This window comes from Microcoleus vaginatus PCC 9802, from assembly GCA_022701275.1.
GTDB classification, from domain to species: domain Bacteria; phylum Cyanobacteriota; class Cyanobacteriia; order Cyanobacteriales; family Microcoleaceae; genus Microcoleus; species Microcoleus vaginatus_A.
Genome location: CP031740.1, coordinates 4,674,940 through 4,697,910, shown reverse-complemented (window position 1 = coordinate 4,697,910; position 22,971 = coordinate 4,674,940). Strand labels below are relative to the sequence as shown.

General features: G+C 43.8%; 19 protein-coding genes and 1 pseudogene. 10 read left to right on the top strand and 10 right to left on the bottom strand.

Translation table 11 applies throughout. The features are described 5' to 3' along the window. Positions 1–43: 43 nt before the first annotated feature. Positions 44–412 carry a hypothetical protein gene (locus D0A34_19070; protein ID UNU20702.1) on the bottom strand — a complete coding sequence of 123 codons (369 nt, stop codon included), beginning with the start codon at positions 410–412 and terminating at the stop codon, positions 44–46. A gap of 59 nt (positions 413–471) precedes the next feature. Then, positions 472–1,173 (bottom strand): hypothetical protein, encoded by a 702-nt coding sequence (locus D0A34_19065; GenBank protein ID UNU20701.1) that lies wholly within the window; start codon positions 1,171–1,173, stop codon positions 472–474. A 176-nt stretch (positions 1,174–1,349) separates the two neighbouring features. Between D0A34_19065 and D0A34_19060 the strand changes: the two genes are divergently transcribed. Beyond that, complete coding sequence (locus D0A34_19060; GenBank protein ID UNU20700.1) at positions 1,350–2,618, top strand: IS701 family transposase; 1,269 nt, start codon at positions 1,350–1,352, stop codon at positions 2,616–2,618. A gap of 7 nt (positions 2,619–2,625) precedes the next feature. Here the strand turns inward: D0A34_19060 and D0A34_19055 are convergent, their stop codons facing one another. After that, positions 2,626–2,898 (bottom strand): hypothetical protein, encoded by a 273-nt coding sequence (locus D0A34_19055; GenBank protein ID UNU20699.1) that lies wholly within the window; start codon positions 2,896–2,898, stop codon positions 2,626–2,628. 254 nt (positions 2,899–3,152) lie between these two features. Here D0A34_19055 and D0A34_19050 point away from each other — a divergent pair, with 254 nt between their 5' ends. The 3 genes from D0A34_19050 to D0A34_19040 all read left to right on the top strand — a co-directional run bounded on the left by D0A34_19050 (position 3,153) and on the right by D0A34_19040 (position 5,141). Further along, complete coding sequence (locus D0A34_19050; GenBank protein ID UNU20698.1) at positions 3,153–3,476, top strand: XRE family transcriptional regulator; 324 nt, start codon at positions 3,153–3,155, stop codon at positions 3,474–3,476. A gap of 15 nt (positions 3,477–3,491) precedes the next feature. Further along, positions 3,492–4,181 (top strand): ImmA/IrrE family metallo-endopeptidase, encoded by a 690-nt coding sequence (locus D0A34_19045; GenBank protein UNU20697.1) that lies wholly within the window; start codon positions 3,492–3,494, stop codon positions 4,179–4,181. 108 nt (positions 4,182–4,289) lie between these two features. Then, entirely contained in the window at positions 4,290–5,141 is an 852-nt protein-coding gene (locus D0A34_19040) for an alpha-L-glutamate ligase (GenBank protein ID UNU20696.1), read from the top strand. A 58-nt stretch (positions 5,142–5,199) separates the two neighbouring features. On the opposite strand, the pseudogene D0A34_19035 reads toward D0A34_19040, so the two are convergent. Continuing rightward, positions 5,200–6,453: pseudogene (locus D0A34_19035) on the bottom strand (hypothetical protein). A 103-nt stretch (positions 6,454–6,556) separates the two neighbouring features. Here D0A34_19035 and D0A34_19030 point away from each other — a divergent pair. The 3 genes from D0A34_19030 (at position 6,557) to D0A34_19020 (ending at position 8,317) form a co-directional block, all read left to right on the top strand. After that, positions 6,557–7,567 carry a hypothetical protein gene (locus D0A34_19030; GenBank protein ID UNU20695.1) on the top strand — a complete coding sequence of 337 codons (1,011 nt, stop codon included), beginning with the start codon at positions 6,557–6,559 and terminating at the stop codon, positions 7,565–7,567. Positions 7,568–7,802: 235 nt separating this feature from the next. Continuing rightward, positions 7,803–8,060 (top strand): hypothetical protein, encoded by a 258-nt coding sequence (locus tag D0A34_19025; GenBank protein UNU22371.1) that lies wholly within the window; start codon positions 7,803–7,805, stop codon positions 8,058–8,060. Then, positions 8,057–8,317 carry a hypothetical protein gene (locus tag D0A34_19020; protein ID UNU20694.1) on the top strand — a complete coding sequence of 87 codons (261 nt, stop codon included), beginning with the start codon at positions 8,057–8,059 and terminating at the stop codon, positions 8,315–8,317. Before D0A34_19025 ends, D0A34_19020 begins: the two co-directional genes overlap by 4 nt. Before the next feature lie 108 nt (positions 8,318–8,425). Here D0A34_19020 and D0A34_19015 read toward each other — a convergent pair whose 3' ends face one another. Continuing rightward, positions 8,426–10,183 (bottom strand): arginine--tRNA ligase, encoded by a 1,758-nt coding sequence (locus D0A34_19015; GenBank protein UNU20693.1) that lies wholly within the window; start codon positions 10,181–10,183, stop codon positions 8,426–8,428. Between the two features lie 349 nt (positions 10,184–10,532). On the opposite strand from D0A34_19015, the gene D0A34_19010 reads away from it, so the two are divergent. The 3 genes from D0A34_19010 to D0A34_19000 all read left to right on the top strand — a co-directional run bounded on the left by D0A34_19010 (position 10,533) and on the right by D0A34_19000 (position 17,434). After that, entirely contained in the window at positions 10,533–10,928 is a 396-nt protein-coding gene (locus D0A34_19010; protein ID UNU20692.1) for a hypothetical protein, read from the top strand. 716 nt (positions 10,929–11,644) lie between these two features. Beyond that, the gene (locus D0A34_19005) at positions 11,645–13,036 is read left to right on the top strand and encodes an NAD-dependent malic enzyme (protein ID UNU20691.1); all 1,392 of its coding nucleotides are present in this window, start codon (positions 11,645–11,647) and stop codon (positions 13,034–13,036) included. Between the two features lie 555 nt (positions 13,037–13,591). Continuing rightward, positions 13,592–17,434 carry a PAS domain S-box protein gene (locus D0A34_19000; GenBank protein UNU20690.1) on the top strand — a complete coding sequence of 1,281 codons (3,843 nt, stop codon included), beginning with the start codon at positions 13,592–13,594 and terminating at the stop codon, positions 17,432–17,434. A gap of 56 nt (positions 17,435–17,490) precedes the next feature. On the opposite strand, the gene D0A34_18995 is transcribed toward D0A34_19000, so the two are convergent. The 5 genes from D0A34_18995 to D0A34_18975 all read right to left on the bottom strand — a co-directional run bounded on the left by D0A34_18995 (position 17,491) and on the right by D0A34_18975 (position 22,895). Beyond that, positions 17,491–18,879: a cytochrome P450 gene (locus D0A34_18995; protein UNU20689.1), complete on the bottom strand. Its 1,389-nt coding sequence runs from the start codon at positions 18,877–18,879 to the stop codon at positions 17,491–17,493. Positions 18,880–18,955: 76 nt separating this feature from the next. Continuing rightward, on the bottom strand, positions 18,956–19,498 hold the full coding sequence (locus D0A34_18990; GenBank protein ID UNU20688.1) for an MAPEG family protein: 543 nt from the start codon (positions 19,496–19,498) through the stop codon (positions 18,956–18,958). A 14-nt stretch (positions 19,499–19,512) separates the two neighbouring features. Further along, complete coding sequence (locus D0A34_18985; protein UNU20687.1) at positions 19,513–20,010, bottom strand: GNAT family N-acetyltransferase; 498 nt, start codon at positions 20,008–20,010, stop codon at positions 19,513–19,515. A 90-nt stretch (positions 20,011–20,100) separates the two neighbouring features. Continuing rightward, positions 20,101–20,697 carry a tRNA-(ms[2]io[6]A)-hydroxylase gene (locus D0A34_18980; protein ID UNU20686.1) on the bottom strand — a complete coding sequence of 199 codons (597 nt, stop codon included), beginning with the start codon at positions 20,695–20,697 and terminating at the stop codon, positions 20,101–20,103. 17 nt (positions 20,698–20,714) lie between these two features. Continuing rightward, entirely contained in the window at positions 20,715–22,895 is a 2,181-nt protein-coding gene (locus D0A34_18975; GenBank protein UNU22370.1) for a tetratricopeptide repeat protein, read from the bottom strand. Positions 22,896–22,971 lie beyond the last annotated feature (76 nt).

Below are 22,971 nucleotides of genomic sequence, written 5' to 3'. Positions count from 1 at the left end.
CCTGATTATAAATTTTCGAGACTTTTGAGTGAGGCTTTCTCAGTTATTCTAAGTTGCGGAGTTGGCTGAGAATGGCTCGGTATTTTCTGGCTGCGTCGGGTTTTTCTTCTGGATTATCGCTGGCTAGAATTTTGAGAATTTTACAGCAGCGATCGCACCGATTTCCTTGCCCGCAGCCGCACTCATCAATTATACTTAAAAGTGTGCCTTTTAGCAGTTGATTTTCGGCTAACAAAGCTCGGTAATTCCGCTGGACGGATTTGGCAACTAAAGTCATGTGTTGGAAGTCTTCGGTGAGACTTTCGATGTCGTTAACTGCGTCTGCCCGAATTTGGTCGAGCAGCTCAAGATTCTCTCTCAAACGGCTTTCTTGCAGGTTGGGTTGGGTTTTCAGGTTTGTTAATTTCTTCATTTCACTCTGTTGTAACAGTTATGGTAAAGGCGCGATTAAATCGCGCCTTTACAACAGAATTAGAACAAGTCAGCAGTAGATTTGTCTTCCGCTGGCGGTAGCGACATACCGCCGTTGGAATTCAAAGCAATAGCATCGCTTTCACCGCTAGCGTGAGCAGCCATCAAGCAGGCAACTTGCTGCGCCGGCAGGTTATCTAAACACACCATAGCTTTTGTTCCTTCTAAGTCAATCATCCGCGATTGATTGCTAGAATCTGACAAAACTGCTGCGGCTTGGTCGATAACCGCCCAATCTTTCCGCTCGTTCCAAGACCATTTCAAGCTGTAGTAGTTGATCGGTTTTACTACTCCGCTATCGTCTGGTTTCTGACCGGAATGCTTGACAAATTCGGGAAGAAAAATCCCGGTTGCAGGTTCTACCCCGCGAGATTGAACTGATGCTACCAAGCGGTTAAAATCGTTCAAGCTGCGGTTTTTTATGTATGTCACCATGACAACTCCTTGAGGCAGTTCGCCGGTTTCTGCGACAAACCACAGTTGACCCCACAGTGTGTGGGAAGTTTGACCGAGGGAACCGAAGAATTTGGAAAATTTGAGGATTGTCATGGAACACTTGGAACCGTAGTCGGTGTCGCCGATCGTCCACTGGCCGCTTTGGCAATTGTTACGTACTGCGATCGGGATTTCCGGTACTAGCAAAGCATTGCTCGGTTTGGCACCAAATACTGAAAATGTCGGTCTTTCTTGTGTTTTAGTCATTGTTCGTTTTTCCTTAGTTTTTTATTGCTTTACGGGGAATTGGTAATTGGTAATCCGTTAAATCTCGTACATTGCTGGTGGCAGAACTTCGATTACCTAACGGGACTTAAACAAAAAAATTGTGCTAAAAATAGTATAATGTAGTCAGGTTAAGCTTTTTACGTCAAAAACGCGCAATGAAAGAAACAACTCCTAGCGCCATGCCACCATGCTTCGATCGATGGTGTCGTCGTTTTGACGATGTTTTTAGCCATCAAGCCCAAAAAACAGGGTTTAAGCACTATTTAGGGGGATTATTGGGAGAAAGTGAGCGAAAAAACCTGACTCAGATGTCAAGAGACTGTATAGGAGTTACATACAACCGATTGCATCATTTTTTGACAGAAGCTCCTTGGAATGCCCAGCAAGTTAACCAACGACGGTTGCAGGTGATGCAGCAGTGTAGGCAGACTCATATCAGCAGAGGGTTTACTCTGATAATAGATGATTCCGGTCACAGAAAAAGTGGCAATTTAACAGCAGGAGTTGGTCGGCAATATATTGGAGAAATCGGAAAAACAGATAATGGTGTAGTAGTGGTAACTACACACTTATATGATGGAGTGAAAAGCCTACCACTTGATGTTGAATTATATCAACACGCTCATTCGTTACCTCAAGGAAAAGAAAATCCAGAATTTATTAAAAAACCCGATATAGCCATCAAACTAATTGACAAATGCTTAGAAAGGAAAGAGCGACCAGCAGTAGTTTTAATCGATGCAGGCTATGGGAATAATAGTAGATTTTTGCAGGAGTTAGAGAAAAGGAAGTTAACCTATGTAGGAGGATTAGCCAAAAATCGAAAAGTAGTCTGTCAAATAGAACCCGAGCGACAACCCGAAGAACTCAAACTCTCAGAATTAGCAAAACGTTTACCAGCAGAGGCTTTAAGTGCTATTACACTAAATCGGGAAAAGCCCAGAACTGTGTGGGTAGCAACTATCACAGTAGAATTCTCAACCATGTCCGGGCCAAAAACAGTCGCTATCGTCATGAATGCTCCGACTTGTTCTACCGCCACAGAAGTTGATTATTTAGTGACTAACGCTGCCAGTGAGCGGGCAACAGCATCATGGATAGTAACAACTTACTCCCAACGTAATTGGGTAGAAGTGTTTTACCGTGAAGCTAAAGGATGGCTAGGGTTAAAAGAATATCAAATCCGAGGAAAGAGAAGCCTTTATCGACATTTAATATTAGTATTTTGTGCTTATACTTTTATCATTTGGCATCAGTTAACAGGAGGATTGCGTCGGCAGTGGGCTAACCAACCTTTAACAACATTTACTGAAGCTTTGTCAGCTTTTAGAACAGCTATATCTTACAGGTTTTTTGGCTGGTTGCAAGAAAACAGGGACCTATTTACTTTATATAAAGCCAGTTTGGGCTTTGTTTGGGCTTAAAACTTGTTTAAGTCCCACTAATGAGATGTGTTGTCGCTTTTGGTTCTGGATAGGTATACTCAAGCATCGCCTCTTGTTGAGCTTTGATAATCCGCAGCGCGGCGAGCAAATGCTCTAACGTTTCTAGGTGCGCTGGGGTGAAGTGGATGCTGAAGCCTTCGCCATCCCGCGCGTAGCCGGGACAAACCAGTGAGGCTGAGCTTTGTTCTTCGTGGGTGGCGATGTATAGCCAGTCATCGTCTTCGAGCTTGTAATGCGTGTCTGTCCAGGTTCTCAGCATTTGCGATCTGCTCCTCCTTATTTGCTGCGTACAAGCGTTTTGACGCCCAGCGCTTCTCACTCCTCTGAAGTTGACGACGCTATATGTAGCGTGTGAGCTAGGCTAATTTGCACCCTTAACCCTACCCGTCAGGCTCGTGGGGTTGATTAAACCGTCAACTAACCTCATAGTAGCGCGGGTTGATTTTCCCGTCAAGTGTTTTGTTGAACTTTTCATCAAAACAGGCTAGAATGCTTGTCAGGAGGCGAAAAACCGTGGAACAAACATTTGGAAGACTGATCCGTCAAGCTCGCAAGGACAAAGCTTACTCACAACGTGAGCTAGCAGCTATGCTAAGTGTGGACTTTACTTATTTGTCGAAGTTGGAGAACGATCGAGCGGATTATGCGCCAAAAGAGGAGGTAATCCGAGCATTAGCGCGAAATCTAGACATAAACGAAGAGGAATTGATTTTCCTGGCGGGGAGGCTGCCGCAGCAGTACGAAGCGCTGCTGAAGCAGAATCCGAAGGAAATGCAGGCTCTTTTCCGCCGAATGCAAGAAAATCCAGATTGGCTCAAACAGTCTTTTGAAGCGTAAGAGAGGCCCCTCATAGTGAGTATCTTTAAGCCGTATTGCTTCTATCCCAAAGAAACGATCGAGCGTTTGGCAAATGACATCTTGATGCAGATGCAGAAAACGCAAAATTTTGCTCCGAGATGGCCTTTTGATGCGACAACGGTTGCTGATTTTCTGGATTTGGGCGTAGTTTGGGAGTGCATTGAGCCGGATGAAGAAGGTGCGATCGCGGCGAGGATTTTGCCGCAGCAGCGGTTAATCGAAATCAACGAACAGATTCTCGAAAAACCGCCGGGGTTCATCGAATCGACGATCGCCCACGAAATCGGACACTGGGTGCTACACGTCAATCAAGACGAAGCAGACGGCACTGTGGAACAGTTGGAATTAAACTTGGGCGATGAAGGAAAAACCGCCCAGGATGTCGAGGAACCGTTTGTTTGCCGGGGTGCGAGTGCGGATAATAAGGTTTTGTCGATCGAATGGCAAGCGCAATATTTTGCAAGCTGTTTGTTGATGCCTCGGTGTATTTTGGAGGAAAAAAGACAGGGACGCGATTTAACTAAGTGGTCGCATTTATACAAAATGAGAGATGAATTGGGAGTGAGCATTTCCAATTTGACAAACCGCTTGCAAGAATTCGATTGGATTTACATTCCCAAGGGAACGCGCGAGATTTATGCCGGGAAAGATGCGGCAAACGGGCAGCAGCGGTTGTTTGGATAAAAGTGCGATCCTCTTCGAGGGCTGCGCTAACGAATTTGAGGTTTGAGATTTGGAAGCGATTCTCAAATCTCAAATCTTTAAAATTAATTTCTAATTAAGTTACATTTTATGCTAACCAATATTGAAATCCTGCTGGCAGCTTGTGAGGAATTAAATATCCCTTACGAAATCCTGCATCCTTCCCAAAACTTGATTAGACTCAAACAGAGCGGCGCAGAATATTATTTTGTCAATTACATGACGCCATTTAACAGCGCGTCAGTAGCAGAGATTTTTAAAGACAAAGAATATACATATCAACTATTAAACGGCAAAATAAATACTCCCAGAACTCTCGGTTTTGTCTCGCCTCACTGCGAGGAGAAGTATAAAAAGTATTTGAGTTTCCCAGATATTGAATCAATAGTTTTAGAAGTAAACAAAAAATTTGCTTTCCCGGTGATTCTCAAAAGAAATCGCGGTGCTGGTGGCAATAATGTTTTTTTGTGTAAAACTAGAGAGCAAATTAAAGAAGCCCTAGAAATTATATTTAACGTCAACAGTAAAGATTATGACTATGTGGCGCTAGCTCAAGAATACATCGAAATTGCCCACGAATATCGGGCTGTATTCTGCAAAGAAAAGCTAGTTTTGCTATACGAAAAAGACAAATCTCAGGCTGAATTTGCGGGCAATTTAAGCCCGCTGCACTGGGAAGGTGCAAAAGCCCAACATATAATTGACCCAAACCTCATGTCTGAGATTGAAGATTTTGTTAAACCTGTTTTTGCCGAAATGGCGATTAATTATGCTGGGTTTGACATCGCGCTAGATAAAAACGGAGCATATTGGTTAATTGAAATTAACTCAAGTCCCAATTACGATATTTTTGTCAGAGATAACGATCGCCAAATTGTCGTAACAATGTTTAAAGGCATTCTGGATAGCTTGGTTGTTAACAAAACGCCTTATTTGAAATGAAGAGTTGAGTAACGAGAACCTTAACCCAACCTACATATTTTGAACTTCCCTCCATTCCTTGAAAATACCAGTAGAGGTTAGCAACAGTTAAATCATTGACTTCTTGCCAACTTGAGGGGGCTAAAGCTTTATAGCCAGAGGTAGTTGCTTTCTGACTGATATAAGATTCATGTTGTTGACGCAAGCTAGGTTTTATCAAAAATCGCAATTGATCGCGTAGTGATTTGAAGTGGGATTTTTGCTGCAAGTTTTCGTAGAGCGCAATTTCTTCTGGTTCTGCCACTATAGCAACTTCTTGATTAGTATTTGAAACTGGTGTCGTTTCCATATTTAAACTAGCCAATTGTTTACGCTCATCAGCCGATAAACTTAGCATCCAATCTACCTGATTTTGCCAAGAGTTTAAAACTGCTAGATCCTGATTGTAAATTCGTGTGATTTCTGGAAATATAAAATCAATTTCATCTTTTGTGCAGCGCTCAATCACGGTGAGAATGTCTTGGCGTATTCTTTCTTGGAGGTGGGAAAGGGAATTACTTACAGACGCAGGCTCGTTCAGCAATTGATAAGTTAATGAAATTGTTTGCTCAATTGCCCAAGCACATTCAACTCTACGAAGATAGCCCACTGCACAAGTGGCTTTGAATAATTCAGGATTATTATAGTCAGCTAAAGCATTAGCTAAAATGTGTTGTGCACTTGTTAAGGTAGAATTTCTGGTATGTTTATCTTCCATTAATAAAGCACTTTGAATTAGTCTCTGTGCCATCGCAAATTTCTGATAAGCTTGACTTAAGATTAAACGATGTTGCTCAAAATTAATGCTTTCAGCTAACAGTTTAATTTCAGCAATAACTTCTGCTTTTTGGTCTCTCAGCAGTGCCTCTATACTAATAAAGCCATGTGTAACTGTTAGCTTCAATTCCTTAATATCTTCCCTCATTTTCAAAGTCTGATGAAGATTGACGGCTGACATTGCAGCTATGGCCACCACGCCGACACCAATGACGGCAGTAGATGCTGACAGAATGCCCACATTAGCCGAAAGAGATTTTAAGCCATACTCAATCACATCTAGTCTTTTGTAAGTTTCTTTAAAACCCAGATCTGTTTGAACCATTTGCGCTACACCTAATACAAAATCTGGAATAGCGAACAACGGCTCGGCAACCATACCAATTGCCGAACCTACAAAGCGACCTGTTGCTCTGTCTCTAGCTATTCCCAATAATACTCCTGCACTATTCTTCACGACTTCATAAGTGCCGGAGATGATACCAGCCTGTATGTGAGGAGGAAACACAAAAACCATATTTTTTTACCTGAATAGCGATTTATGTTACACATTATAATATATTATATGATTATGGTTAACTCTGTCAGTCTACAGTGGAATTACTTAAATGAACGAATTCATGAAAGCATTTCAGAACATCGCCCAATATGCGGCTCTCGTCGCGGCGGATGATTATAAATCCTTAGAGATTAAGGAATCTGCTACAACCATGATTAAGTCAGTCCAGCCTGGCTTTGACGAATTGATTGGATCAGCTACCAGACTTGATAAAGTTGTGCAAAAATGCCGGAACGATATCGATCATGCTGAAGACGTTTGGACTTGCAAACTTGGGATTGTCCAAGCTTCAAAACAGGAAATATGGCAACAGCTTGGGGAACTGAGCGGCTGTCATGTCAGAATTAATGAACTAGGCGAGCAATGTCAAAATTCGGCGATTGATAAATCTCAAGATTATTGGGATAAAATATTTGATGTGCGCGTTAAACAAAAGTGGTTTATTGATGCAGCAAAGAAACAAAAAAAAGGAATTGGCTGGAAAGAAAAGGATGATTTTATTAAAGATATTCCCATCGTTATGAATCTTGTTTGTATGGAAATTGATCAAATCATTAAGCGTAGCCTAGGTCTAGTTTATCAAGACCTTAGCACGATTAACTTAAAAGTGCTTACCCAGTATTTCCAAAATTTAGATAAGCAGACAAAAGATGTGTTGAAACATCAGATGAATTTAACTTTTAGCGAGATAGCAAATAAATTTGAGCAGCCGACAGTTTACTTGCCTGAGAACACCAAATCACTGAGGTCTGAACTTATTTCGGATCTGGATAATTTATCCAAATACCGTTTAGGTGATCTTTTCTGGGAAGAGGTTGTAAATTTCAAAAACCAGGTTTCAACCGCAATCGATAATTTCATCAATTCAATCTTTGATGACAGATTAAAAGTAGGAAGTCAAGCTTTGGTTCAAGCCATGATATTTTACAATAAATTTTTGGAAAAGCAAGATAGATATCAGAAAGAAACACCTGCACAACGTCAGGCTGAAAGAGCCTGGATTGATTCGCAATGGACAGAAATTCAGAGAGTGGAAAAAGGTATTAAAGTGATTCTAAATTCTTCTCCATAATTCCTTAAGCTACTGTCATTGTACTAGAGTGCACTTCTTCACACGCTAAAATAAACTTAGTCACAATTTCATCAAAAAAATGACACCAGAATTGTTAGAATTAGAGGGAACGTGGGAAGAAATTCTCGCCCAATCAGCCAAATTTGCCGATCGCCGAGTTCGCATTATCGTTCTTGCTGATGAGGAACCGCTGAAGTCAGCCGAAGACTGTTTTCGTCAAGGATGGAAGGAAGCAATGACAGGAGACACTGTACCGCTTTCTGAACTGTGGGAAGAAATTGATACAGCGATCGAGATGATGCAGTCTCTGCCAGAAACTTTACAGCAGCAAGTAGCGGAATACTTGAAAGAGTATATCGCAGACTTAAAAGATGAGCTTCAATGGGACGAATCTTTCAAGAAAACGCAACCGCAACTTGTGGCTGCTGCCCAACGCGCAAAACAAGAAATTGCTGAAGGAAAGGCACAGGAAATGAAACTGAATGAGTTATGAAATCTGCCACCCTTCCTTCCTTTTGGGAAAGATACAATTCTCTTGACAGTAGAGTAAAAGAGCAAGCTAGAAAAGCTTATCGTTTCTGGCTGGAAAATCCCTTTCATCGATCTTTGCACTTCAAGTGCATCAACCAGGAAGAAAATATCTGGTCTGCGAGAATCACGCGCGGCTATCGAGCAGTGGGGATTTTACAAGGAGATACCGTGACATGGTTTTGGATTGGAAACCACGATGATTATGAACGTTTCTTCTAGTAATCAGGCCGGGGCGGGTTTTCGAGATGGTTGGTTTCAGGCAATTATTGTTAGCGAACCCGCCCCTACATCGCCTGGAATCTTGCCTGTTTCACAAGAGTTAAAAACTTACATCCTTTCCAATACCTTAATCCCCAACAACTCCAAACCCAATTTCAAAGTCCTCGCCGTCAAATCGCACAAAATCAACCGCGAAGTCCGCAACGGTTCCTCAGCTTTCAACACCTGACACTGCTCAAAAAATTGATTGAACTTTTGACTCAATTCAAACAAATACTGACAAATTCGATTCGGCAACAAGTCACCGCCCACAGCATTTACAACTTCATTCAACTGCAATAAATGCTTTGCCAATACCAACTCGGCATCGGATTGCAAAATTACTTTCGCACCAGCATCTAAGTTATCAAAATTAATTTCACCTTTGCGGCGAATTCCCTGCACGCGCACGTAAGCATACAGCATATAAGGAGCAGTATTTCCTTGCAAAGCGAGCATTTTGTCGTAACTAAAAATATAGTTACTGGCGCGGTTTTGACTCAAATCGGCATACTTAACCGCACTCAAACCAACTGTTCGAGATACGTTAGCAATAAATTCCTCAGTTTCCTGTCTTTCCTCTGTTTTTAATCTGTCTTCTAAATCTTGGCGCGTGCGGACGATCGCCTCATCTAACAAATCCTGCAACCGCACCGTTTCCCCAGAACGAGTTTTTAATTTTTTGCCGTCTTCTCCCAATACCAAACCGAAGGGAATGTGGACAATTTCGACATCTTCAGGAATCCAACCTGCTTTTCTCGCTACTGCAAATACTTGGGCAAAATGGTTTGCTTGTCCCGAATCGGTGACGTAAATTATGCGCTTTGCATTGTCTTTGTGGATGCGGTAGCGCACTGCTGCTAAATCTGTGGTAGCGTAATTGTAGCCGCCGTCGGTTTTTTGGACAATTAGTGGGAGTGGTTCGCCTTCTTTGTTGGTGAAACCGTCTACAAAAACGCATTTTGCGCCGTCACTTTCTACTAGCAAACCTAGATTGGTTAAATCTTCGACTACTGCGGGCAATAATGGATTGTAAAATGATTCGCCGCGTTCGGTTAATTTGATATCGAGCAAATCGTATATTACTTGAAATTCGCGGCGCGATTGATCGCACAGCAATTTCCAGGCGCGGCGGGTGTCTTCGGCGCCTGCTTGCAGTTTTACTACTTCTTGGCGGGCGGTTTCTTTGAAGGTTTCGTCTGTGTCAAAGCGCTGTTTTGCTTGGCGGTAAAATGCGACTAAATCGCCTAAGTCTAGGGCGTCAGCGGTTGTGAGGGCTTCGGGGTGAACTTCGCGCAAGTATGCGATCAGCATTCCGAATTGGGTGCCCCAGTCGCCGATGTGGTTGATTCTGAGTACGTCGTGGCCTTGAAATTCGAGGGTGCGGGCGATCGCATCTCCGATGATTGTCGATCGCAAATGTCCGACGTGCATTTCTTTGGCTATATTCGGACTCGAAAAGTCGATCGCGATTGTCTGAGGCGTTTTCGCCGGTTCAATCCCCAAACGCGAGTCGCCGGCGATCGCACTAATTTGCGCTTCCAAATAAGCCGGTTTCAGCTTCAAATTGATAAAACCGGGCCCGGCGATTTCTGGGGTTTCGCAGATGTCAGTAATATCTAGGTTTTCGATGATTGTTGAGGCGATCGCCCGTGGGGGCTTTCCTAACTTTTTCCCCAAACTCATCGCCGCGTTGCACTGAAAGTCCCCAAAGTTGGGATTGCTGGCGGCGGCTAGCATCGGATCTGCACCTGCATAACTTTCGCCGAATGCAGCGGTGAATGCTTTTTCAAATTTTGCTTTTAACTGTTGGGCGATCGAGTTCATCTTTAATATTTTGATTGGATGTTTATTTTAAACTCTAGATTCAGGACTTTTTGCCAATAATACTCTTACTACTTAGGTAATTACCCTCTCCCCCTCTCCCTCTGGCCCTCTGGCCCTCTCCCCACCTACTAGGAAATTTTGTACTTAGCTTTGAGCTGCTGATGCGATAAAAATCACTGGCAGCGCTAACACATAGTACATTTTATCACAGTTGCGATCGCTACACAAATTAAAAAATGTCACATCAAGTCCATGATCTCGATCGCTAGATCGTTTAGTTAAATCCCTTACATTAAGGTATGTTAAAATTTTTTCAATGCACCCAAAAATCCTACGAAAGGAAGCAGTTATGTTATCTCAACCTATTTTTGGCGATCGCTCTCTGACCCAAGTCTTTTATCAAGCAGTAATCGATCGCTTCTACGACGGTTTCAGTCTCTCCACCCAAGCACTATTACGAGAGTGTACCCTCGGCTTCGCTCCTTGTCCCGATGGAGTCAAAACTTTTTTCATCATCGCGCCGAGTCTGGATGCAGCAGAGCAACTAATGGAAAAAATGGACAGTATTTTGGAGCGAGTTGCCGAACTTATGGCTGGAGTCGGACAAGTTGCCCTGTGCATAGTTCCTCCCGGCAGCGAAGCAGAGCAACCGGTCGATCTGCAAGACTTAGAAAAAGTTCCCCCGGATTGTCTGGCTTGCAAATTCTTTACAATTATATGGGCCGATGCTGCGGCCGATCGATAAAATTGACAGTTAGCAACCAGCAACTGTGCACGGTTCGGCTGAACCTGTGCCTGTGCCGGCGCGGGGTATATTGTCTGTTAGTTACAGTCGCTGGAATTATCGGGCAAAGCGTGCAGGTAATTAGATCGTTTGCAAGGTTGCACTCGCAATCCTTGGCAAGTGTTAAACAAGCAGGCAACATATATATATCAAATGCCCGCTTGTCAGTCGCTCAGATTTTTACCTGCAGGCTCAAGCAGCCGTGCATCTACTTTTTAACTCCCCAATAAAAGCCACCAAAAAGCCGCATCAACTCTCCTGGGTGTCTCGCTTCAAAAGACAGCAGCAGGAATTAGGCGGTATCCCTGGAAAATAGATTTTTGCGAAATATCTGCTGATGTTCAGAATAAGCAGAAATATTTTCAAAAATAGATAATAGTTCCGCAGGTTTACCTCAGAAACCCGGTTTCTAGCCCCGCGCTTCATATTCGCGGTTCGCTGGGAAATTGACAAAAAATAAGCTGTTTGTGGAAGAGTCACAAGCTAGAAACAGAGCAAAGCTTTACTCAAAAAAAGATTACTTTTCCAGCGACACCCCTGGCAGTGCAGAGCGATCGTACCACAGGCTCATAGAATTTGTTAAAAATTTCAGTTGAAAATTTGAATTATTAAATTTTATGCCTAACATTGGGGATAAAATCTAAGATTGAAATTCTCAAATCTGAAATCAAGGAATCATGGTAAAACTGACACCGAACCCTAGCTTTAGTTTAACAATTCGGGTTGCTCTGCCGAATCGGCCGGGAATGCTGGCAAGCGTCACCAGTGCGATCGCATCTGTCGGCGGCAACTTCGGTCAAATCGACTTGATCGAGCAAACCCGCGCCACTACGATTCGCGATATCACCGTCGATGCTTACAGCCTCGAACACAACGAAGAAATACTGCAAGCAGTGAAAGCGCTGCCGGATATCAAAGTGATCGATGTGTACGATCGCACTTTCAACTTGCACCGCGGCGGAAAAATCAGCGTAGTTAGCAAAATTTCCCTCAAACGCCAGTCAGATTTGGCAATGGCATACACCCCTGGAGTCGGCCGCATCTGCACTGCGATCGCTAATGACCCCGAACAAGTTTACAACCTCACAATCAAACAAAATACTGTTGCCATTGTTACCGACGGTAGCGCAGTTTTGGGACTGGGAAACCTCGGCCCTGCCGCCGCACTGCCAGTCATGGAAGGCAAAGCCATGCTATTTAAAGAATTTGCAGGTATTGACGCCTTTCCTATCTGTTTGAATACCCAAGATACCGAGGAAATTATTCGCACAGTGCAGAATATCGCCCCGGTTTTTGGCGGCGTTAATCTCGAAGATATTTCTTCTCCCCGCTGCTTTGAAATCGAAGCAAGATTGCGGGAAAGCTTAGATATTCCGATCTTTCACGACGACCAGCACGGCACTGCAATTGTCAGTTTGGCAGCATTAATTAATGCCTTGAAAATCGTGAAAAAATCCATAGAAGAAGTGTGTATCGTGATTAACGGAGCCGGTGCCGCCGGAGTCGCGATCGCCCGCTTGCTGCGTAAAGCAGGTGCCGAAAACATCATCATGTGCGACTCCAAAGGCGTCCTCTCCCAAGACCGCACGGATATGAACCCAGAAAAACTAGAATTTGCTGTGCCATCGAGCGGTACTTTGGAAGATGCGATCGCCGGTGCCGATGTATTTTTAGGCGTCAGCGCCCCAGGCGTAGTCACCCGCTCCATGGTGCGTTCGATGGCCGAAAATCCCATTGTTTTTGCAATGGCAAATCCCATTCCTGAAATTCAGCCAGAATTAATTATGGAAGATGCGGCAATCATAGCAACCGGACGCAGCGACTACCCGAATCAAATTAACAATGTTTTGGCATTTCCGGGAATATTTCGAGGTGCTTTGGACTGCAAAGCAACCACGATTACGCCCACTATGTATTTGGAAGCAGCTTATGCGATCGCCTCTTTAGTCAGTCCTTCCCAGCTTGACAAAGAGCACATTATACCGTCTGTTTTTGACGAAAGAGTTGCCATTGCTGTCGCCGGTGCAGTGCAGTTGGCCGCTAGATCCGAAGGTATTGCCCGCGATTAATTGAAGGAAGAAGGAAGAAGGAAGAAGGAAGAAGGAAGAAGGTTGGAGGGAAGATACCATGTATAAATTAATGGTCTTTGTACCAGTTTTGTACTTCTTCTTTTGTGATTTTTCTGGTTTCTTCTCATTCCCTCTTTCCTCCTCCCCGTTGATTATTACTCATTTTTGTTTCCCCATCCTGTCTTTTTCCTCAACATCCATTCGTTAAATCCAGTACAGGGCTCGTTGCCGAACTTCCCTCGAACCTCCAACCTCCAACCTCTTCCTTCTTCCCTCGAACCTCAGCATCCATCCGTTACATCCGTTACATCCGTTATACAATCCGTTGCCGAACTTCCTTCTTCTCTCTTCCTTAATGAAGGATAAAAGTCACAGTAAGTAGGTAGGCGATGTAAAACACAATTATGTAAACGATTGTAAAGTATCCCAATGCCCTAAACGTGGCTAAGTTATGGCGGTTTACATACTGTTACATAGCTCTATTTAATCCCGCTTACCTACTTAATAAACAAGATAAAAAGATATAATTAAATCACCCACGTCCCGCTAGGTCAGATGCAAAGTCAGTTAGGAAAAGCCAAGCGCGATCGCTCCCGCCGCCAATTGTTAGAACTGTGCCCGATCGGGCTGGCATTGTGCCGGACGGACGGGACTTTTCTCGACGTAAATCCAGCTTTTGCAAGTATTATCGGCCGCACAGTTGCAGAAACTCTTCACCTCAACTACTGGGAAATTCAGCAAACGCAGTGCGCGGGCCGAGAAAAATATCTAGAAAGTCAAGCAAAAAATAGCTGCACCGGCCCCTGCGAAGCAGCATACAAACATAAAAACAACCATCTCGTACCCGTGCGAGTTTCTGAGCGGGCAATTGAAACAGGGGGAGAGCGTGCGATTTGGCTGAGCGCTGAAGAAATTTTTAATCCTGGGCCTGAAAATAGCGATCCGCTGGAATCAGCGCCGCCGCACAGCAATTCACATCTGGAAAAATTGCTGACAAAGCAGACTGCCGAACTGGAAAAAACTCAGAAACTACTCGCAGAAAAAACCGCCGAACTGGAGCAGACTCAAGAAAAGCTGCGTCTCGAAAGTCAAATTATCGACCAAATTCACGAAGCGATGATTTCTACAGATATGAACGGCTCGATCACCATTTGGAATCAAGCCTGCCAAAAGTTATACGGCTATGAAAAAACTGAGGCTATCGGACAGCACGTTTCTCTAATTTACCCGCCAGAACAGCACGAATTTTTATTAGAGCAAGTCATCAAACCGCTACAAGAAAAAGGCGAGCATGAAATAGAAGTTATCACACGCCATAAATCGGGAGAGAAATTTTCCTCGCACCTCATGCTTTCGCTCTTGAAAGACAAAAGAGGAGAAGTTGTGGGGATGATTGGCTCTTTAACAGATCTCAGTATTTGCAAAGCTTTAGAACAAGAATTAGCACAGAGACAAGCACTATTTGATGCCTTTTTGAAGGAGGCGCCTGCGGGACTTTGCATTTTAGACTCCCAACTGCGGTACGTGCAAATTAATCAATTTCTAGCCGAAATAAATTGCCTGAACCCTGAAGAGCACATAGGCAAGACTGTACGCGAAATATTGCCGAATATCGCTCCAATTGTAGAGCCTTTGTACGAACAAATTTTGAGGACAAAACAACCCTTAATTAATATCGAGATGAGTGGTGACAATCCCAGAAAGCCTGGGTTTGTCCGACACCTGACAGGCTCTTATTTTCCCTTGCTAGACAAAGAGGGCGAGGCTCTCGGCATCGGTGCAGTCATAATTGACATTAGCGATCGCAAACAAGCAGAAGCTGCGCTGCAAAAAAGCGAACAGCTTTACCGCACTATGGCAAGCAACTTTCCTAACGGTGCGGTGATGTTGTTCGATCGAGAAATGCGCTTCACCCTGGTAGAAGGTAGAGAATTAGCAGCAGTGGGGCTTTCCAAAGAATTGATGGAAGGCAAGACAATCTGGGAAGTATTCGAGCCAGATTTTTGCGCCGCTCTCGAGCCAAATTATCGGGCGGCACTGGCAGGAGAAACAGTTGTTACAGAATTTATTTACAGGGAGCGCGTTTACCTCGGTTATACTTTGCCAGTCAGAAACGAACGACAAGAAATTATCGGCGGATTGCTAATGACTCAAAACATTACGGCTCGCCACTTAGCAGAAGAAGCGCTCAGGGAAAGCGAGGAAAAATACAGGTGTATTGTCGAGACAGCAGACGAAGGAATTTGGATCGTAGATACGGAGGGTAAAACTACTTTTGTCAACCAAAAAATGACCGATATGCTCGGCTGCACTCCAGAGGAAATGATCGGAAAGTCGCTATTTGCTTTCATGGATGCAGAAGGCATGGCGCTCGCACAAGTCAGTCTCGAACGCCGCCGTGAAGGAATTCGCGAACAACACGATTTTAAGTTCCTTCGCCGAGACGGCAGCGACTTGTGGGCGATACTTTCTACTAATCCCTTGTCCGACAAACAGGGACGCTATGTGGGGGCTTTGGCAATGGTTGCCGACATTACCGCTCGCAAGCAAACAGAAGCCGCATTGCAGCAGTCGGAAGCCAAATTTCGATCGCTCTACGAATTAACCAGTTTGCCAGTTTTGATGTTATATGACAATGACATCTCTGATGCCAACACAGCCACCCTAAAACTATTTGGCTGTACTACCGCCCAACAGTTGTACGGCAAAAACCCCGGCCAACTGTCGCCTCCTTTTCAACCTAACGGCAGAGATTCTTTGAGCTTTATTAACGAAATGATGGATCTCGCCTTTGAGCGGGGAAACCACCGTTTTGATTGGGTTCATCAGCGCTTAGACGGTACTGATTTTCCCGCAGAAGTCGTGCTGACAATCATCGAGGTTGGAAATGAAAAAATCATCCAAGCAGTTATCCAAGATTTAACGGATCGCAAACTTGCAGAAGAAACTTTAGTGCGATCGGAACAAGCGCTTAGACAACAAGCTCAGCGAGAACTACTGCTCAATCAAATTGCCAACCAAATCCGCACTTCTTTAGATTTAGATACAATTGTAGAAACCGCCGTTCAAGAAATTCGCAATCTGATGCACCTAGATTGGTGCATCTTCACTTGGTATCGCCCCAACACCAATCCTCCGCTTTGGGACGTAACTTACGAAGCGAAGAATGCAGATTTGCCGAGTATACTCGGCACTTATCCTGTAGACTACAAATCTAGTCTCGCAGTGCGACAGATTTTGCGACGAGAAATTCTGCGAATTGATGATGTCAGCACTTTTGAAGATGTAGAATTGCGCGAACTTTTCCAGGCTTCAAAATTTCAATCCGTGCTGTCGCTGCCCATTCATACTGCTTCCGGCGAGATTGGGGTGATTACCTGCTATCAGACCCTATCCATGCGACATTGGAGCGAATCGGAAGTCGAACTGATGCAAGCGGTGGTGGCTCAAATTGCGATCGCGATCGACCACGCCGAACTCTACACCCAAACCCGCACAGCGGCCCGATTAGCTCAAGCTCAAACTCAACAGCTAGAACAAACTTTACACGAGCTCCAACGCACCCAAACTCAATTAATTCAAAGTGAAAAAATGTCTAGTTTGGGCCAGTTAGTAGCAGGTGTGGCCCACGAAATTAACAACCCGGTTAATTTTATTTATGGCAATCTCAGCTACACCAGCGAATACACTCAAAACTTGCTAAAAATGTTGCAACTTTACCAGAAAGAATACCCGCAGCCTAGCGCAAGAATTGTAAATGCAAGGGAAGACTTTGAAATTGATTATCTTATTGAAGATTTACCAAAAATTTTAGCATCTATGAAAGTCGGAGCCGATCGCATCCGCGACATAGTTTTGAGCCTGCGGACTTTCTCAAGACTTGACGAAGCCGAAAAGAAACAAGTTGACATTCACGAAGGTCTTGAAAGCACGCTGCTGATTTTGCAAAACCGTCTGAAACATAAAGCCGATCACCCGACAATTAATGTGATTAAAGAATACGGTACTTTGCCTTTAGTTGAATGTTATCCCGGTCAGTTAAATCAAGTATTTATGAATTTGTTGAGCAATGCGCTAGACGCCTTGGACATGGAGATGAAGAAATCCGATCGCACCGCCAAAAACCTCGCAATTACAATTCGCACCCAAGTAACCGACAATAACAGCGTTGCAATATGGATAGCTGACAGCGGCCCCGGGATGAGCGAAGATGTGAAAAAGCGCTTGTTTGACCCGTTTTTTACTACTAAACCCATTGGCAAAGGAACTGGCTTAGGATTGGCGATTTCGCACTCTATTATAGTAGAAAAACACGGCGGCAAGCTTTCTTGCAATTCTGTATTGGGAGAAGGTTCCGAATTTGCGATCGAGATTCCTCTGCGGCAAAAAATAAATTAAAACCCGTTGTATCGGTATCATATCATCTGTGCTCGATCGACCGAATTTGATAGGATTCAAATCCTACCCTTTACCACCAAACGCACACCACCAGCCGGTGCCATTGTCACACCGCGGCGTACTGGCATAACCGGACTATTTTCTGCAAGTTCTAAAGAGTATCGAGACAGCACTTTCGCTAATACTAACTTCATTTCAAACATTGCAAATGCCGTGCCAATACAGCGGCGGTTTGCTCCGCCAAATGGCAAATATTCGTAAGGCGAAAATTGACGTTCTAGAAAACGTTCTGGTTTAAAAAGCTTTGGTTCCGGGTAAATATCCGGTCGGTGGTGAACCAAATAAATACAGGGAGAAAGTACCATTCCTTTGGGAATATTATAACCCATTAACTGCATCGGAGCTTGCACAAGGCGCGGAAATGTAAAAAATAGGATCGGATAAATCCGCAGGGTTTCGCAACATACAGCATTCAAATACGGGAGTTTAGTTATTTCCGCCGGGTCGCAATTTTCGAGATCAATAGAATTGAGTTCTTGCAGCAGTTTTTCACGGACTTCTGGGATGTAGTGAATCCAATATAAAGCCCAGGCTAAAGCTGTGGCTGTAGTTTCGTGTCCTCCGAATAAGATTGTCATTAATTCATCCCGTAATTCAACGTCGCTCATCGGCTGTCCTGCTTCGTCACGAGCTGAAATTAACAAGCTCAGGATGTCTTCTCCCAATGGTTCAGACTGAGTTTTGCGTTCGCGAATTTCTTGATAAAGCAGGTCATCTAAACGCTGTCTTTGTCGCAGAAATCCTCCCCAAGGACTCCAAGCACCTAAATCTTTTTGCAACGACTTGATAAACAAAAAGGTAGCGTTTAATGGATTGTTAAACAGGCTGAACATATTAATCATTAGTTGCTGAATTTGCTGGTAGCGTTCTCCTTCGCTCAGCCCGAAAACCGTGTGCAAAATTACTTCCAAGGAAATTTGCTGCATAGTTGATTGCGCGATAACCGACTTACCAGGAGTCCAATTATTAATTACTTTTTCGGTGGTATTGCGGATGATTTGTCCGTAAGCTTTCATGCGTTCACCATGAAAAGGTGGCATTAAAAGTTTGCGCTGCTGCAAATGTCGAGCGCCATCTAACAACAATAAGGAACTGGACCCTACTAAAGGTAGCGTTATGTGATTTACCGTACCGGATTTAAAGAGTTTGGAATCGGCTGTAAAAATTTCTTGAATAGCTTGAGGATTGCTAATAATTACTTGGTGCGGAAAGATGCTGGATTGGCTGATAAAAATGTCGCCGTAGCGTTGATAATTACTATCTAAATAATACAGAGGATTTAAACTTCTCCGCACTGTCTGAACAAATCTAGCGTCTTTAGGGCCGTTTAGCAATTTGTTGGTAGCATGATTTTGAGAGTGAGTGTTCTCTGTGGAAATAGTCATTTGTTTTTCTCTTAGTTTTAGGGTTTCACAGGGCTAATGAAAGCATACGTCTTATTTCACAAAACTATCAAATCCCTCAGCTATTGAAAAATAGTACGCGGTAAACATCATAAATTAGTACGGCAATAGTAGGATACAGAGTAACTCCCAGGCCAAAAGCTCGTTCGATTGGCTCTTTGAGATAGCCTATCCAAAACGCTATTCTTCCGACAACAAACAAACTTGCCAAAATAGGAATCAGCTTGATGCTGTAAGTATCTAAAAAGGTAGAAAGGATTAAACTGCCTACAAAAAACAGCAAAAATTGCTCTAGAGTGTTGCTTAAATAACGCAAATGAATCCGCATTGCTTCTGATTCGGCATTTGCTAAAGGGTTTATGGCTGGGCTGCTAAATCTCCCATTACCAACAGCAACTATGCCGGCAAATAACATCAGTAACGGAAAAATTTGGCAGCGAAGGGTGAAAATTAGGCGTGACTCTGGGGTATTGAATAGCGGTAGGGGCAGCGCTATCACAAAATAACCAATCATTACAAAAGTAAGGGAGAAGATCAAGGCAGAAATGCCTCGCCAAACAACTATTTGCTGGTGTTGATTGAAACTGGGTAAATTAATCATTGTTTACAGAAACTTTATTGTAGCTTTTTTATACCGAGAGATTTTACGTAAAGCCGATCGCACCTTTGCGTCTCCACACCAGTTGTCGGTATATATCCGCTATTTTCGTACATCTTAACAGCTTCTTTGAGAATGCTGGCAGTTTCTATCCAGATTTCTTCAAAGCCGCGAGCGATAATTTTACTTTCCAATTCTTGCAGTAAAAATTTCCCCAAACCCTGTCCCCTTGCTGCGGGCAAAATATACATTTTGCGAATTTCCACAGCATTATTTCCGCGCTCAATCGGATAGTAAGCCGCCGTACCCACTATTTTACCCTGCCGTTCCACTACCCAAAATTCGCCGCCTTGATTATGATAATGTAGTTCTACATCATAGACATCTCGATCGGCCCCGTGAGGTTCGCATTTTAAACCGTATTCTGCTAAAACATCCCTAATTAAATAGAACGCCTCAGCGCGATCGCGCGTTTCCCAGGAACGAATTAAAAAATCCAGATGTTGGGTTTTCATTGGTAGTTGCAACGTATATTTTTTTTTGACTTGAGCAACTGTAAAATTAGTGATTTTTTGTATTTTACAGTCTTTAAATGCCCATAGATTTTAACTGTGAATTCTAGGTTCGGGATGAAGAGTTGCCAGCAACTCGCTCTCTACTAATGATAATTCCTCCAACCTCTGCATCACAATATCCCGATCGAAATAAGTTGTTGCCAAAATCCAATATACACCGTAATGACGCGCTTCCGAAGCCATCAAACTGCGGTAAAATTTAGCTAATTCCGCGTCGGGACAGCGATCGCCCAGCAGCCCCAACCGTTCGTGACTGCGCGCTTCTATCAAACCCGAAACCAACAAAGAATCTAAAAGCCTATCGGGTTCCTGCTTGCGAATTTGGGCGGACAAGCCAGCACCGTAGGGAGGTGCAGCCAAAGGGCCTAAAGCAATGCTGCGCTTTTCTAACCGCTGGTTGACTTGCTCGAAATGCTCTAATTCTTCGCGGGCGATCGCCGTTAGCATCCTCACCAATTTTTCCCTTGCTGGGTAGCGAAACATTAAATTTAACGCTACTCCCGCCGCTTTCCGTTCGCAGTGAGAATGGTCTAATAAGATTGTATCCAAATGGGCGATCGCCTGTTCTACCCAAGCTTCCGAAGTCGGCTGTTTTAAAAACTTAATAGTTGGCAGTGTTGAAGTCATTAGTCATTAGTCAGCATTTATCCTATTTTACCTAATTTTTCAAACACCGCATACATATCACCAGCAAACTTTTTAGGATTCCACAGCGGCGACAAATGGGCTGGAAGTTTAGATTTCACCAACTGTGCTTTAATTGCATTTCTCAATTCACGTTCTTTACCCAATTTTACACCAACTTCCACATATTCCGACCAAGACAAAGCCACACCAGTTTCAATTCCCAAAGCCTGCAAAAATGAATAACCCATTCTCGACAAAAATTGCTCTCCTGTGCGAGTCACCACTGGCAAATTACACCACAAAGCCTCTAAAGTGTGAGTTCCTCCGTTGTAAGGATAAGAATCTAACAAAACATCGGCCAGCAAATAGATAGTTCTGTGTTCTTCCTCAGTAGCAAACCTTGGCAAAAACTTAATTCGGTGCTTGCTCACTTTTTCAGCTTCGCAAGCTTGGTGATATGCAGCCTCAAACACCGCAGCATCGCCTAAAGCTTTGTGAATTAAAATACTATTTGGCACTTGTTTGAGAATGGCAATTTGGGCTTTTACTAACTCGTGATTGAATTTTCTGCCGGGTGCAACGCACAGGTAAACTATCTGATCCAAACCGATCCGATTCGACCTTCTCAATGCAACGGGATCGACTCCATATCTCTGAAAACCTGACACCGCTACAAAGGAATCCGGCATCCTAATTAGCTGCTCCTCATAATATTTTTCCCGCCCGGCTGGGTGGGAGTGCCAGTCTGTAAGAAAGTAATTTTCCGGCGATAGGTAAGGGGCGTCAAATCCCAGCCAAGAAACACAAACTGGTGCGGGTTTTTGGTAGAGAATGTCAGCGTGAACTGGTACGCTGAGAGAATCTAAATCGACTAAAACGTCCAGTTCATCTTGCTGAATTTTGTCGATAATTTCTGCGGAATTGGCAAGTCCGTTCGGGTAGGTTGTCGGAAAAGTCAGTTTGCCCCAAGTTTCAAATTGCTGAGTGCGATCGTCAGGAATAATTCTTTCGGAAGCGTACAAATACACATTGGGTGTGATGGCGGACAATTCGCGAATGATGTCAGCGCTGCACCAACCTACTGAATGGCGGCTGAAGTGATTGGACAAAAAGCCGATTTTTAACTTGCTGGATGGAACACTTGGTTTGAAACTGTAATTTGCGGGTTGAGAAAAATTAGGTTTAATACATTGGTCGATATACTTTTGGGCAATTAATCTGGAAAGTTTTGAGTTGGCTGCCAAGTCATCTCGCAAATAGGGCGTGCTGAATAACAAGTTTGCATAAAGCGATTTAATTTCCACCGGGCTAGCGGTTTCTAATTTTTGCTGCAAGTACGACTCTAGCTCTAAAAATCGATCGCCCGCAATTTGATTTAATCCCGACACTTGATAGGTGCTGATGAAGTAAATCGCGGTCATAATTGGATCTGTTTCGGCACACATTTGGCTGTATTGGTGCACGGCTTGCCGCGCGGCAGCTAAATTGCTAGTATCTCTGAGGATGCCGCACAAATGTTGGTGGGCAGAAATAAAATCTGGTTTAATTTCTAGGGCTTTTTGAAGGTTGGGTATTGCGTCTTTAAATTGACCCTGGTGGCGCAAAACTCGGCCAATTTGACAGTATGCTTCGGCTAAATCGGGTTTAAATGCGATCGCCTGTTGCCATGCAGCCACCGCCTCATCTAATTTCCCTTGCCGCGCTAATTTATCTCCTAAATTTAAGTGAAAATCTACCTCAGCAAGATGGGGATTGAGTTCGAGAGCTTTTTGCTCGTATGCTACCGCTGCATCCGACTGCCCCTGCTGTTTCAGTGCCCCTGCCAAATTCCAGTAAGCAGCCGCCAAATTTGGTTTAAGTTCGATCGCCTTTTCGTAATTGACAATAGCCTCCACCAAATGCCCTTGTTTGTAGAGCATACTGCCCAAATTAGCATAAGCCTCAGCAAAATCGGGATTCAGAGCGATCGCCTCGGAATAAAACCGCATCGCTTCCTCAATTTGGCCGCTTGCTTGCTGCACATTGCCCATTGTCACGTAAGCCGCCGCCCAATCCGGTTGCAATTCCAGAGCTCGGCGACAAGCAGCGACGGCTGCTGCTAAATTGCCTTGAGAGTAATAGGTTTCTGCAACGACTGTCAGCGATGCAGCATCTTCAAATTGGGGTGTTTCGGATTGGTTGGGAAAATCGGACTTCATTTGGCGGCCTATCTGTGCTATCAAGTTAAAGGTTGAATCTATATTATTTTGAAGAGTAGCAGTTTTAGCGGAATTA